Origin of the sequence: Devosia nitrariae, assembly GCF_030160115.1 — a bacterium.
Taxonomy (GTDB): Bacteria; Pseudomonadota; Alphaproteobacteria; order Rhizobiales; family Devosiaceae; genus Devosia; species Devosia nitrariae.
Genome location: NZ_BSNS01000020.1, coordinates 229,825 through 242,514 on the forward strand (window position 1 = coordinate 229,825; position 12,690 = coordinate 242,514).

The following is a 12,690-nucleotide window of genomic DNA, read 5'->3' on the forward strand; positions in this document are numbered from 1 at the left end:
CCGGAGAAATGAGCTGAGAGATTAATACGTGTCGAGGGCCTGCAGCAGGCCCGCGGTATAGCCATAGCAGAAGGCGAAGGCGACGCCCTCGGGGTCGCGGCCGGAAATGTGCGGTACGTGATCGGGCATGATCATGTATTGATATCCGACCTCCTTATAGACCTTCAGCGCACTGGCCATGTCCATGTCGCCTTCATCGGGGAAGGTCTCCATGAACGAGAGCTTTCCGCCCTTTATGTTGCGGAAGTGCAGGTTGAAGATCTTGTTGCGGGTGCCGAACCAGCGGATGACGTCCTCGATCTCCTCGCGCGGGTTGTCGAGCATCTCGCCGATCGTACCCTGGCAGAAGTTGAGGCCGTGATAGGGGCTCTCGCGCATGGTGACGAACTTCTTGAGGCCCTCGACCGTGCCCAGGACGCGCGTCACGCCCTTGTAGCCGGGCGGGGTGTAGGGGTCGTGCGGATGGCAGGCGAGGCGTATCCGGTTCGCTTCCGCGACCGGCACCACACGCTCGAGGAAATAGTCGATACGCGCCCAGTTCTCGTCCTCCGACAGCGTGCCGGCAAGGCCCGGAGCGGCGGTCTGGTCAACCTTGTCCCAGCGGAACGTGGAGTTCATAGAGCCGCCACGACCCGGCTCATCGGCCGTGCGGGGAATACCGATGAGGTTGAGATTATATTTGGCCGCCGGAATGCCCGCGATCGCGAGATTCTCGATGAGCTTGCAGATTTCATCGATCTGGCGATCGCGGTTTGGCCCGGCCAGCAGGATGTCTGGAAAGGTCGCCATCTCGATCGGTTTGGAGGGCAGGGGAAGCTGGATCATGTCGAGGATGAGCCCGAAGCTCTCGACCTTCTCGCGCAGCCTCTTGAGGTCGTCGAGCGTCCAGGTGCCGGGTCTGCCGTCCGGATCGGCGCAGATGTGCTTGATGCCGAGCTGCGCCCAGACCCGATAGTCGTCATCGTCGCGTGCGGCGAGCTGGGTTCCTACATACATAAAAGTCTCCTATGAGGTATGACATAATATGAATTCGGATAGGTGTCGAGCGCTGGAGATGGCGGTCAGCGCGCGAGGCGGCGATAACGCTTCTGGCTGCCCGTCAGGTGCTTGCGCATGGCAAGGCGTGCGCCTTCCGCATCCTGATCGGCGATCGCTTCGAGGATACGGTCGTGCTCTTCGAGAACGCCCAGCAAATACTGCTTGTCGTTGGCGCCGGGAAGCGTCGGGAACTGGCTGCGCGGAATAGCGCGCGGTCCGAAACGCGCAAGCGAATCGACGAAATACCTGTTGTTTGTGGCCGTCGCGACGGACATGTGAAAGGCGAAATCGGCCTCGACCGTGGGCTGGCCGAGTTCGATCCATCTCGCCATCTCCTGATTGGCGCTGCGTATGGCCTCTTCTTGTAGAGCGGACCGCCGATAGGCCGCGATTGCCGCCGCTTCCGCTTCGATCGCGATGCGGAATTCGAGCATTTCCAAGGTCTGCGGTATGTTCTGGATCTCGACGGGCGTCAGGGGCGCGGCCGCTGTCACAGACGGCTCGGTCACAAAGATACCCTTGCCCTGTATCGGCGCAACAAGACCTGCGGCGCGCAGTTCGGTGATCGCTTCACGCACGACCGTGCGGCTCACCTCGAATCGTGCCTCGAGTTGAGGTTCGGTCGGCAGTTGCGCCCCTGCGGGCAGCACACCACTCTCGATCTGCCGGCGCAGATCGTCGACGACGTTCTGGGCGAGACGCGGTCGTCGCCGTGCCGCTGTTCGTTCCATGTCCCGTGACTCCGCTTGTGGCACTGATGTCATGTTACAGCCGCTCTCACGATACGGCTAGTAAACATAATACGACATATGGCTGGCAAGGAGTGAGACAAGGGGTAAACGCGGCCTGGCCCTGACGAAGCCAACTTCAGCGGAAATCGTCAGAGGAGCAGACCGCTGTAGCTACCAGGGATGTTCCTCGAGCTCGACGGTCTTATCGAGCGGCATGCCGAGCCTTTCATAGAAGGCACGGCGCATGCGGCGGTCCTTGTCCTGGACGAGCCAGGCGCGCCTTGCGACCTCCTCTTGCGGGATGACGACGATGCCGTCGTCGTCGGCGATGATCCCGTCGCCCGGCCGCACGAGCACGCCGCCACAGTTGATCGGCTGGTTGACGGCGGCTCGTCGGCGCGATCGTCGACCGCTCATCCGACGCTGCCGACGCGCTGCTGATCGAGCACTTCGCCATCGGCGCGGACCTGCAGCGGCGCGCGGCGAGGCCAGGCTGAATACCCGCCGTCAACTGAGATAAGCGGACCGCCAGTCCGTCGGCGCGCCGACCGCGAGCCCCGCCTCATCGAAAATGTGGATGAAGGGCTCCGGCAAGCCGATATCCAGCACGTCGCCGGACTTGATGCCGCTGATGCCGCGCAGGGCCAGGGTGAAGGGCTGGCCGGCCGCGGCAACGCCGTGGAGGATGGTGCCGGCGCCCAGCACTTCCGTGGTTTCCACCGTGATCGCCAAGGGGCCGGCTCCGGCTTCCGCGTGCTCGGGCCGGATACCGACCGTGACCGGCTCCCCCTCGGCCAGCGGCACGTCGCGGCCGTTGAGGGCAAGCAATGGACCCGTTTCGAGCCTGATACCGAGACCGTTGCCGGCGCGGGCGACGGTACCCTTGAGCATGTTCATGGCAGGAGCGCCGAGGAAGCGGGCAACGAAGATGTTGCGGGGTCGGGCGTAGAGCTCGATCGGCGAGCCGACCTGCTCGATAGTGCCCTCGTTCAGCACCACGATCCGGTCCGCCATGGTCATCGCCTCGACCTGGTCGTGCGTGACATAGACCATGGTCGCGTCCAGGCGCTGGTGGAGGCTGATGAGTTCACCGCGCATTTTCACGCGCAGCTCGGCGTCGAGATTGGAGAGCGGCTCGTCGAAAAGGAAAGCTTTCGGCTCCTTGACGATGGCCCGACCAATGGCGACGCGCTGGCTTTGCCCGCCCGACAGTTGGTTCGGGCGCCGGGCGAGCAGGTGCTCGATCTGCAGGATGCCGGCCGCCTTCCTGACTCGGGCATCGATCTCGGATCTCGCTAGTCGTTGGTTCTCGAGCCCGAACTTCAGGTTCTGCTCGACGTTCATGTGCGGATAGAGCGCATAGGACTGGAAGACCATCGCCATACCGCGGGCTGAGGGCAACAGGTGGTCACAGCGGTCGCCGTCGATGCGCACCTCGCCTCCGCTCAGTTCCTCGAGACCAGCCATCATGCGCAGCAGCGTGGACTTGCCGCAGCCGGACGGCCCGACGAGGACCGTGAAAGAACCGTCGGGGATCGTCAGGTCGATGCCGTGGATGACCTCCAGGCCCTGGAAGCTCTTGAGGACGGACTTGAGTTCGATCTCGGCCATCAGCTCACCGGCAGTTCGACGTCGCGGCCGGCTACGGCCGGAGGGGGAAGATCGATCTCGCGACCGTCGACCAGGACCTTCCGCGCCGCAAGGGTGCCTCCGAGGACTTCGAGGCTGATCTCGTCACCCGAGCGCGACAATGTGCCAAAGCCCGTGCCGGCCGACCAGAACAGCGTGAAGTCACCCTTCATTTTCGGCGCAAAGCTCAGCGTACCGGCGACGAGGTCGGCTGCAAGTCCGGAAAAGGCATTGACCAGCTGCCAGGCCGACATCGAGCGGGCGTAATAGGATCCGCACTCGATGTCATTCCATGGATTGCGGCGGCTGCCGTCGTGCCGGTCGCGGGTGGCGCGTACGATCTCCACGCCTTCCTCGACCAGCCCGTTCATGATCATGTGGGAGGCCGACATGTATTCGACACCCGTCCACACCTCCTCGGCATAGGGCGCTGCGACCATCGGCTGCCGGATCCCTTCCGGATAAGTTGCGATCAGCAACCCGCCCTCGTCTTCATAGGCGTAGTTGCGGCAGGGGTTGAAATGGTCGGCGAGCGAGGAACGGAAATTGTTCTCGTAGACCGAGCGCAGCGCCGTTGCGATCTTGGTCTTGTCGAGGAATTGCCCGATGCCGGCGACTTCGGCGTGCCATTGTCCCAGCATTTGGTCACTGATGCAGCCTTCGCCCATCTGGTACTTGAGTTCCCTGAACTCATCCGACCAATAGGTCTCCATGAACCCGTCGGCGAGTACGCCCGCCGCGCGGCCCGTATCGAACGGCGTCAGCACCGATTTGTCGGAAAGATCGATCTTTTGGAAGAACCAGCGGCCGTTGAAGAGCTCGGTGTCGATGTAACGGGCGCCAGCCTGGCCCATTTCGGCGGTCTTTTGCGAGAGCGCTTCGTCGCCGAGGGCCTTGGCCATGTCGGAGGCGGCGAGGAGCGCTGCCACATACATGGAGCCGAGCCATGAATTGGGGCCGAAAAGCTCCATGTCGAGCGTCTGGTGCTGTCGCCCGCTGAGGATCCCGGTCTGGTCGGGATCCCAGCGGTCAGGATTGTCCGGGCTCCACGCATATTCGATCGCTTTTTTGACCTTGGGCCAATAGCGCTCGAGCCATGCAGTGTCCCCCGACAGCTTCCAATCGCGATAGGTCTTGATGATGGCGCCGAAATGCCCGTCCGCGCACGGCCCGATGACGTCGAAACCCGAGCCCAGAGGCAGCTTTTGGCGGAAGGTGAGGCCGCCCGTCGGCAGCATGTTGTAAGTGAATTCGGTCTCGCGCAGCGTCCGCTCAATCGCCGGAAACAGATGCGCCAGCGCCTGCTGGTAGTTCCAGACATGCGTACACGAGCCTTCGCATGAGCCGTCATGGGTATGTTGGCCCTCCCACGCCCAGAGCTCGCCACCCTCCAAGCGGATCACTGTGGCCGTGCGCAAAAGGGCGAGCGTCGAAGACGCAGCGTCCTTAACTTCCGGCGGCACACTGGTCCCGAAGAGGGCGTCGCGGAAGGCAAACGTGCCGCCCGCGAGGGGTTCCCACCGTTGCAACGCATCGGCTGCGCTTTGTGCGGAATCGACCCACTGCGTCGCATAATAGTTGGTCCAGCTCGGCGTTGGCCGATCGGGAACCACACCATCGGGCTTGGGGCGGTGGGCCCAGTAGATATCACCTTGGGGAAAGCTCCAGGAGATCACGAACCGGACCTTGCGGCGGCCGCCCGCCTCTACTGTCAGGCGCGCGCCGAGCGTCCCGTGCTCGGGCTGCTGGCTCATGTGCCTCGAGGTGCGCGGTTGGTCGTAGTGCCGTTTCGGGAGCCGGCCCGGACGGGCGAATTCCTTCCAGTAGACGGCAAGGTCGTCGAACCACTGGCCGCGATAGTGATGGTCGGTGTGGTCGACATCTTCGGCGTCGGTGGCGATGGAAAGGTTCCCGCGCTGAGTTTGCGGCAGGTCCATGTCCGACGAGGTAAGGAACAGCGTACTGATGCCGTCCTTCTGGCTGAAGGTGTGGATGCCGCTGTTGGCGCCGTGGTTTCCGAGCGTGGCGGCGAGCGTGTAGGTCAGCGCGTCGTCAGTCGTGTTGACGATCTCGAATTCGAGCATCGCCACCGGCATCGAGGAATCGCGATCGTTGTGCGGGATGAATGGTGAGAGCGCCGTCAGCCGCACTCCGCCCGGGAAACGCTCGTCGGCGAAAGTGAAGTCGGCGGTCGGAAAGCGTCCGAAGACCTCCACCGATTTGAAATGCGGCACGCCGACCAGTGTCTGCCGGTTGGCGCCGTGGCCGAAGCCGTCGAACATCTTTCTTATGCCGGGCGCGCCGGACGGGTTGAGGTCGTAGGGGCCGTTGAGCACGCGTGCATCGACGAGTTCGCCGTTCCTTTCCGCCTTGATGGCGAAATGCGAATAGCCGTTATAGCCCTGTAGCGCCGGCCGGTTGCGGATCGACCAGTCGATCAACCGGCCCGAACCCGAGATCGAAAAGCCGCCCGAGCCGATGCCGCCCAGCGGGAAGGCGAGATAGCGGGTGCGCTCGCCGGTGTAATGAAAGCGTGGTTCTATGGAGGCGAGGTCGTCCCAAAGCATGGAGAGCTGGTCCTTGAAAATTAGGTCTTGATGCCGCTCATCGTGATCCCCTCGATCACGAACTTCTGGGCAATGAGGAATAGGAGAACGACCGGCAGGATCGACATGCTCATCGCCGCCATCACCACCGACAGGTTCCCCGAGGCCATGTAGCCGCGCAGCACGTCCATCGCGATCGGCAGGGTCATGGACTCTTCTGGACCGAGTAGTACTCTTGCCTGGAAGTAATAGTTCCAGGTCTGGGTGAAGGTGATGATGCCGAGCGCCGAGAGCGCCGGGCGAAGCTGCGGCAGCGAGATCCGCCAGAAGATCTTGAAATATCCCGCGCCGTCCATCAGGGCCGCCTCTTCGAGGGCCTTGGGTTGGCTCAGCATGAACTGCCGGATGAGGAACACGCCGAAGCTGGAGGTCAGGTACATGAGCGCGAGGCCGATCGGCTGGTTGAGAAGGCCCAGCCGCGCATAGCCGAGATAGATCGGCAGGATCGTCACCTGCGCCGGGAACATCAGCCCAATCAGGAGAATGAAGAACAGCGCATCCCGCCCGCGAAACCTCAATCGGGCGAAGGCGAAGGCAGCGAACGTGCAGGTGACGAGCTGACCGACGGTCACTACTACGGCGACCAGGATCGAATTGACGTAGATGCGCACGAACGGCACGCGTGAGGTCAGGACTTCGACATAGTTGGAAAAGTCGAGGCTGGGCGGCAGGAAGCTCGGAGGCATCTTGTAGGCGTCGGCCACCGACCGGAACGACATCGAGAACAGCCACAGGAACGGCAGCAGCATGCCAATAGCGAGGACGATCATCACGGCGATGATCGCCGCGTCGACCCAGCGCTTCATGGCGCGCGTGGCGAGCACATTGTCCATCACTGTACCCATTTGCGCGAAAGGAGCTGCTGGACAGCGGTGATGATGAGGATGATCACCGTCATCACCACCGAGATCGATGCCGCATAGCCGATCTGGAAGCTGCCGAAGCCTTCCTCGACGATGAGGATGGAGAGCGAGCGCGTCGCATCGCCCGGTCCGCCCTGCGTCAGGATGGTGATCGATTCAAAGACCTGCAGCGCCCCGATCGAGGCATAGACTATGCAGAAGAAGACGACCGGCGAGATGTAGGGCAGGGTGATGCGCAGGAACTGCCGCCAGGCGGGCGTGCCGTCCATCACCGCTGCCTCAATGATGCTGCGGGGCACCCCCTGGAGCGCGGCGATGAAGATGATCATGAAGAAGCCGGTGTTCTTCCACACATCCATGACGATGATCGAGGTCATCGCCTGGTTGGCGTCGGTCAGCCAGCGCACGCTCGGCAGCCCCATGAGGCGCAGGTAATAGTTGATGATCCCAAGGTCGTCGGCGAAGAAGTAGCCCCACACGATGGAAACGAACGCCGCGGCAATGATGACAGGCAGGAAGAACGACAGGCGGAAGAAATAGAGCAGCCATCTGGGCATCGCCCGGTTGAGCGCCAGCGCCAGGATCAGCCCGACCAAGACGTTGAAGGTCACCGCGAAGAAGGCAAAGCGCAGCGTGTTCCAGAGGATCTGCAGCGAACGCCGATCGGTGAAGAAGCGGATGAAGTTGTCGAAGCCCACCCAGCGTGAGCCGAGCATTGGATCATAGTAGGCGAAGGCCAGGATGCAGGTGACGATCACCGGGGCGATGACGAAGGTGAGATAGAGCACGCTCGTCGGCAGCACGAAGAGATATCCGGCGCGGGCCTGCGCTCGTGCGAGGTCGGACGTTCGGCGCCGCACGTCGCCGGCCGCGCGCTCGCTCGTACCCACTGTGCTTATCGTTGCCATTGTCTTCTTTTTCGCCTGCCGCCGGCGGGAATGGTCTGCGGGAGCCTCCGCCCGGGCCCCGCTCGGACGGAGTTCAAAGATCAGCCGCCGAGTTGCTGCTTGAGACGCGCAAACGACTCGTTGAGCTCGGCGTCGGCCGCCTTGACGCCGTCGGCGATCGAGACCTGCCCCGCCATCATTGCCGTGTAGTGGCGGATGAAGATCTTCTCGACTTCCTGGAAGTTGGCCGGGGAGGGGACCGCCTTGGTCTCCGGCAGCGTCTCATAGTAGAGCGCGGCCGAGGGCGGGAAGGCGAGGAACGCTTCGGTCTCGGCCGCCGACTTGCGGCCCGGCACGCCGCCGCCGCCTTCGCCTTCCTCGATCTGGGTTTCGACGCTGGTGAGTTCGGTGATGAGTGCTTGCGCCAGGTCCGGGTGCGGGCTGGTCTTGGCGACCGCATAGCCGCCGAACCCGATGACGGTGATCCCGGTTTCCTTCCGGGGCACGACGGCGATGTCCATGTCGAGATTGGCTTCCTTGGCGTTCTCGACGATCCAGTGGCCGCGGCTGATCATGGCGATCTGGCCGGCGAAGAACTGGTTGTCCATTGTGTCCTTGGCCGGTATCGGCGACACGCCATCGACGTGGATGAGGTCGTGGAGAAACTGCAGCGTCTCGGCGACCTTGGGGTCGAGCATGTTGGACGCCGTCCAGTCGTCGTTGAGCACGCCCGTGCCGTTGGTGAAGAACCAGGGCTGCACGAAGAAATTCTGGTTGGGCACTTCGTAGCCGAACTGGCTGACGTTCCCCGAGGCGTCCTTGACGGTCAACGCCTTGGCCACCTCCCGGAACTCCTCCCAGGTCCAGTCGCGGCTGGGGTAGGCGACGCCGGCCGCATCGAACAGATCACGATTGTAGTTGATCATGATGTTGTTCCAGCCGATGGGAATGTAGTTGATGTTCCCGTTGTAGCTGGCCTGTTCGAAAAGGCTCGGCGCGAAGTCCGAAAAGCCGCTGTTGGCGGCGACGTAGTCGTTGAGCGGGATGAAAAGGCCTCGCGACGAGAACGCCTGGAACGTCTCGATGGCAGTGCCATAGACGTCCGCCGCCTGGCCCGAATTGAACTGGCTGAACACCTTGGTCACATAATCGCCCCAGCCGGTCGAAATCGGATCGATCGCGACCTCGACCCTCACATTGGGGTGCTTCTCGTTGAAGCGGCCGATGGCGTTGTTGATCGCCGTGAGCTGCGCGTCGCCGCCGAAGGCCTGCAGCTTCAGCGTCGCCGATGCATCCGACTGTGCAAATGCCCGGCCCATGCCCGCGCCGACCGCTAGCGCTGCAGACGACAGCAACAGGCCGCGCCGTGAAAGTTTGTACATGTCTATCCTCCCCTTTGTGCCGCTCCGGCGCTGTGCCGCCGGTAGCAGTCGAAACGTTTCGTGTTGGTGGCCCAGTAAACAGCGGTGATTAGCGCTCCTGCAGTACCATCGCCTTGCAATTGCCTATGCGAAACGTTTCGTATAACAGCATCGCACAAGAGTCTTGGCAAGAGGGTCGGGGCTCAAAAAAATGGAGAGATGCTTGGCCACTATCAGAGATGTCGCGAAACTGGCGGGCGTCGCCATCTCCACTGCTTCGGCCGCCATCAACCGTTCGGCACCGGTCAGCGAGGAGGTGATCGCCAAGGTCGAAGAGGCGGTGCGCGAGATCGGTTATGTTCCGCATGGCGCCGCGCAGAGCCTGAGGAGCGGCCAGTCGCGCCTTATCGGCCTCATCGTCCCCAACATCAGCAATCCGCATTTCTCGGCGGTGGCACACATCATCGAGAACGCGTGCCTCAATGCGGGCTATCTCTCCATGGCCTTCTCCACCGGCCAGGACTCCGAGCGCGAAAGCCAGATCCTGCGCATGCTGCGCCAGCAGCGCGTCGCCGGGCTCATCATCATCCCCACGCGTTCCGACGCCGCCCATGGCGAACGCCTCGCCAGGGAACTCCATGTCCCGACGGTCCTCCTGGACATGTATGTCGAGGGCCTGCCCCATGACGTGCTCAAGCTCGACAACGTCGCCGCAAGCCGTATCGCCACCGAACACCTGATCCGGCTAGGGCATCGCCGCATCGCCGTTCTGACCGGCATTCCCGGCCTCATCACCAGCGAAGACCGTCTCGCCGGATATCTCGAGGCGCATCGGCGTGCCGGCATTGACGTCGATCCGGCGCTGCTTCTGGCCGGCGATTTCAAGGAAGAAACCGCCCGTGCTAGCGTCCGCGCAGTGATGACTGGGGCCATGCCGCCGACTGCGCTGGTTTCGATCAACAACATGATGACCATGGGCGCACTTCACGCGCTGCGCGAGCTGGGACTGAGGGCTCCGGCAGATGTTTCGTTCGTCGGTATCGACGATTTCGATTTCGCCGACCTCATTGACCCGCCGCTCACCGTCGTGCGGGTGCCGGTCGCCGAGATGACCGTGCGCTCCATCGAGGTGCTGCTCGACGAGATCGCTGGCAAACGTCCGCCGACGGGCAGGGTAGAGGTCTTCCAGCCGACGCTGGTCGTACGCGAATCGGCCCGGGCGGTCTAGGAGGTAATGGCCGGAAGTCTTTCAGGGATATCGTGTTCTGGTGTCCTGCCGAGCCTTGGGCTACGGTCCGTCGCGCTGGCGAAATCGACAAGTCCGGGGGCACGGCTTGAGGGGACGAAATGCTATTCGGGCCGTACGACACCTGCTTGTCGTATTATTTCTCCCCGCTGCAACGCAGGTGGGAGGGATCGCCTGGCTGATCGCGATCCGGTTCAGACGTCGGACCGTCGCGTTCCTGATGGCCTATGCAGTGGTCTGGCTTGCCAGCCTGTGGATTGCGCCTGTTTTCGGGCGAGTGCCCTTGCCTTGTGGTTCGCAAGAGGCGCTCCGCGTTCAATCGTGGGTCTACTGCGTCCTCAATCGGAATTACGTTGTGCCCGAGTTGCGCGATACCGCCTTCGACCTCGCCGCCCACCTTTCGCACGAGTTCCCTGGCACTGTGACCCTCGCGCTCGACGGCAACTTCCCGTTTGTCGATGGCTTTCCGCTCTTGCCCCACCTCTCACACGATGATGGGCGCAAACTAGATCTGGCATTCTTTTACAGCGAGGGGGAAGCCTATATGCCCGGGCGCGTCCGCTCTCCCGTTGGATATTTTGCCTTCGAACAGGGGGTGAGCCAATGCCCAGAGACCCTTCCAACGCTCCGGTGGAACCTTGCCTGGCTTCAGCCGTTCATGGCGCCGCTGGTCCCGGAACCGAAAAGAATGAAAGCTGCGCTCGACTGGCTCGCCAACGACCACAGGGTGCGTCGGGTCTTCATCGAGCCCCACCTCAAGGAACGCTTCGAGATCCATTCGGACAAGATTGCCTTTCAAGGATGTCGCGCCGCCCGGCACGATGACCATATTCATTTCGAAATTCATCAGTAGTTTGAGACGCAAGACCTGAATCTCGAGCCACGCAATTCCACCCGGGACATGGGTTGAGCATTGAGCCGGAGCACCGTAGCCTCGCGCGCTCGGCCGGCAACGCGAGGTCACGCACCGATGAGCCCGTTTCATCAGATTCTCGGCAACAACCTCGTTGCCAACATCACCAACTTCACCGTCTGGTTCGCGGTGACCTTCTGGGTCTATCTCGAGACGCAGTCGGTGTTCGCCACCGGCATGATTGCCGGCGTCTATCTGGTGTTTACCGCAGGCTTCGGCTTCTGGTTCGGCTCTATCGTCGACCACAACCCGAAAAAACTGGCAATGCTCGGCTCGAGCATTGTCTCTCTCGCCTTTTATGCCGCCTCGCTCGCCATGGTTCTCTTCGAGCCTCAGGACGCCTTTACCAACCCCTATGGCCCTTATCTCTGGGTCTTCATCCTCTTGGTTATGCTCGGCGTCATCGCCGGCAACATCCGCTCCATCGCCTTGCCGACGCTGGTGACAATCCTGATCCCCGAAGACAGGCGGGACAAGGCCAACGGACTTGTCGGCATGGTCACCGGCATCGGGTTCCTCACCACATCGGTCATCAGCGGCTTCCTCGTTGCCTATGGCGGCATGTTCGGCACACTTATCCTGGCTCTGGCCTTCACCCTGCTCGCCGCCGCGCATATTGCTTTCGTCAGCATCGACGAGGGTCGCGTGGAGGCGACGCCTGATGCGCCGGCTGAACCGAAGCGCGTCGACATCGCCGGCACGATCCGCGTGATCGCCGCCGTGCCCGGCCTCTTCGCGCTGATCTTCTTTGCCACCTTCAACAATTTCCTCGGCGGCATCTTCATGGCGCTGCTCGACGCTTACGGGCTTTCGCTCGTCTCAGTGGAGGTGTGGGGACTGCTGTTCGGCGTGCTCTCGACCGCCTTCATCATCAGCGGCATCATCATTTCCAAGACCGGGCTGGGCAAGAACCCGCTGAAGACGCTGCTGACCGTCAACATCATCACCTGGAGCGTCTGTACCGTCTTCACCATCCAGTCTTCGATATGGCTGCTTGCGGCCGGGTGTTTCGTCTGGATGTTCCTGGCCCCCTATGCCGAGGCCGCCGAGCACACGACGCTGCAGAAAGTGGTGCCGCTCGAACGGCAGGGGCGCGTCTTCGGCTTTGCCCAATCAGTCGAGCAGGCAGCCTCGCCTTTGACCGCCTTCCTCATCGGCCCGCTCACCCAATTCGTCGTCATCCCGTTCATGACCGACGGAGCCGGTGCCGACCTCATCGGCGGCTGGTTCGGTACCGGCCAACCGCGCGGCATCGCACTGGTGTTCACCGTGGCGGGATTTGTTGGCTTGGGGGTGACGATCCTTGCGTTCAACTCGCGCTATTATCGGGATCTGTCGGCGGTCTATGCCAAGGGGCCGGATGACGACGAGGGCGGGGTGCCCGAAGGCAGCCCCGCCCAGTAGGGATTGTCGCAG

General features: G+C 62.5%; 11 protein-coding genes. 3 read left to right on the top strand and 8 right to left on the bottom strand.

Annotated features, from left to right (window positions below; genetic code table 11):
• Positions 1-21: 21 nt before the first annotated feature.
• The 8 genes from QQK18_RS18325 to QQK18_RS18360 form a co-directional block, all read right to left on the bottom strand.
• A complete protein-coding gene (locus tag QQK18_RS18325) occupies positions 22-996 on the bottom strand; it encodes a mannonate dehydratase (RefSeq protein WP_284341811.1) in 975 nt (324 codons plus the stop codon).
• A gap of 65 nt (positions 997-1,061) precedes the next feature.
• The gene (locus tag QQK18_RS18330) at positions 1,062-1,769 is read right to left on the bottom strand and encodes a FadR/GntR family transcriptional regulator (protein ID WP_284341812.1); all 708 of its coding nucleotides are present in this window, start codon (positions 1,767-1,769) and stop codon (positions 1,062-1,064) included.
• Between the two features lie 171 nt (positions 1,770-1,940).
• Complete coding sequence (locus tag QQK18_RS27600; RefSeq protein WP_284341813.1) at positions 1,941-2,186, bottom strand: RraA family protein; 246 nt, start codon at positions 2,184-2,186, stop codon at positions 1,941-1,943.
• A 90-nt stretch (positions 2,187-2,276) separates the two neighbouring features.
• Positions 2,277-3,380, bottom strand: coding sequence for an ABC transporter ATP-binding protein (locus tag QQK18_RS18340; RefSeq protein WP_284341814.1), 1,104 nt, complete (start codon positions 3,378-3,380; stop codon positions 2,277-2,279).
• Positions 3,380-5,965, bottom strand: coding sequence for a GH116 family glycosyl-hydrolase (locus QQK18_RS18345; protein WP_284341815.1), 2,586 nt, complete (start codon positions 5,963-5,965; stop codon positions 3,380-3,382). Before QQK18_RS18345 ends, QQK18_RS18340 begins: the two co-directional genes overlap by 1 nt.
• 20 nt (positions 5,966-5,985) lie before the next feature.
• Positions 5,986-6,849 (bottom strand): carbohydrate ABC transporter permease, encoded by an 864-nt coding sequence (locus QQK18_RS18350; protein ID WP_284341816.1) that lies wholly within the window; start codon positions 6,847-6,849, stop codon positions 5,986-5,988.
• Positions 6,837-7,775 carry a carbohydrate ABC transporter permease gene (locus QQK18_RS18355; RefSeq protein ID WP_284341817.1) on the bottom strand — a complete coding sequence of 313 codons (939 nt, stop codon included), beginning with the start codon at positions 7,773-7,775 and terminating at the stop codon, positions 6,837-6,839. Before QQK18_RS18355 ends, QQK18_RS18350 begins: the two co-directional genes overlap by 13 nt.
• Before the next feature lie 80 nt (positions 7,776-7,855).
• Complete coding sequence (locus tag QQK18_RS18360) at positions 7,856-9,136, bottom strand: ABC transporter substrate-binding protein (RefSeq protein ID WP_284341818.1); 1,281 nt, start codon at positions 9,134-9,136, stop codon at positions 7,856-7,858.
• Between the two features lie 202 nt (positions 9,137-9,338).
• Between QQK18_RS18360 and QQK18_RS18365 the strand changes: the two genes are divergently transcribed.
• The 3 genes from QQK18_RS18365 to QQK18_RS18375 all read left to right on the top strand — a co-directional run bounded on the left by QQK18_RS18365 (position 9,339) and on the right by QQK18_RS18375 (position 12,678).
• Positions 9,339-10,343, top strand: a complete 1,005-nt coding sequence (locus QQK18_RS18365) for a LacI family DNA-binding transcriptional regulator (RefSeq protein ID WP_284341819.1) — start codon at positions 9,339-9,341, stop codon at positions 10,341-10,343.
• A 178-nt stretch (positions 10,344-10,521) separates the two neighbouring features.
• Entirely contained in the window at positions 10,522-11,214 is a 693-nt protein-coding gene (locus QQK18_RS18370) for a hypothetical protein (protein WP_284341820.1), read from the top strand.
• Positions 11,215-11,331: 117 nt separating this feature from the next.
• The gene (locus QQK18_RS18375; protein ID WP_284341821.1) at positions 11,332-12,678 is read left to right on the top strand and encodes an MFS transporter; all 1,347 of its coding nucleotides are present in this window, start codon (positions 11,332-11,334) and stop codon (positions 12,676-12,678) included.
• The last annotated feature ends 12 nt before the right edge of the window (positions 12,679-12,690 follow it).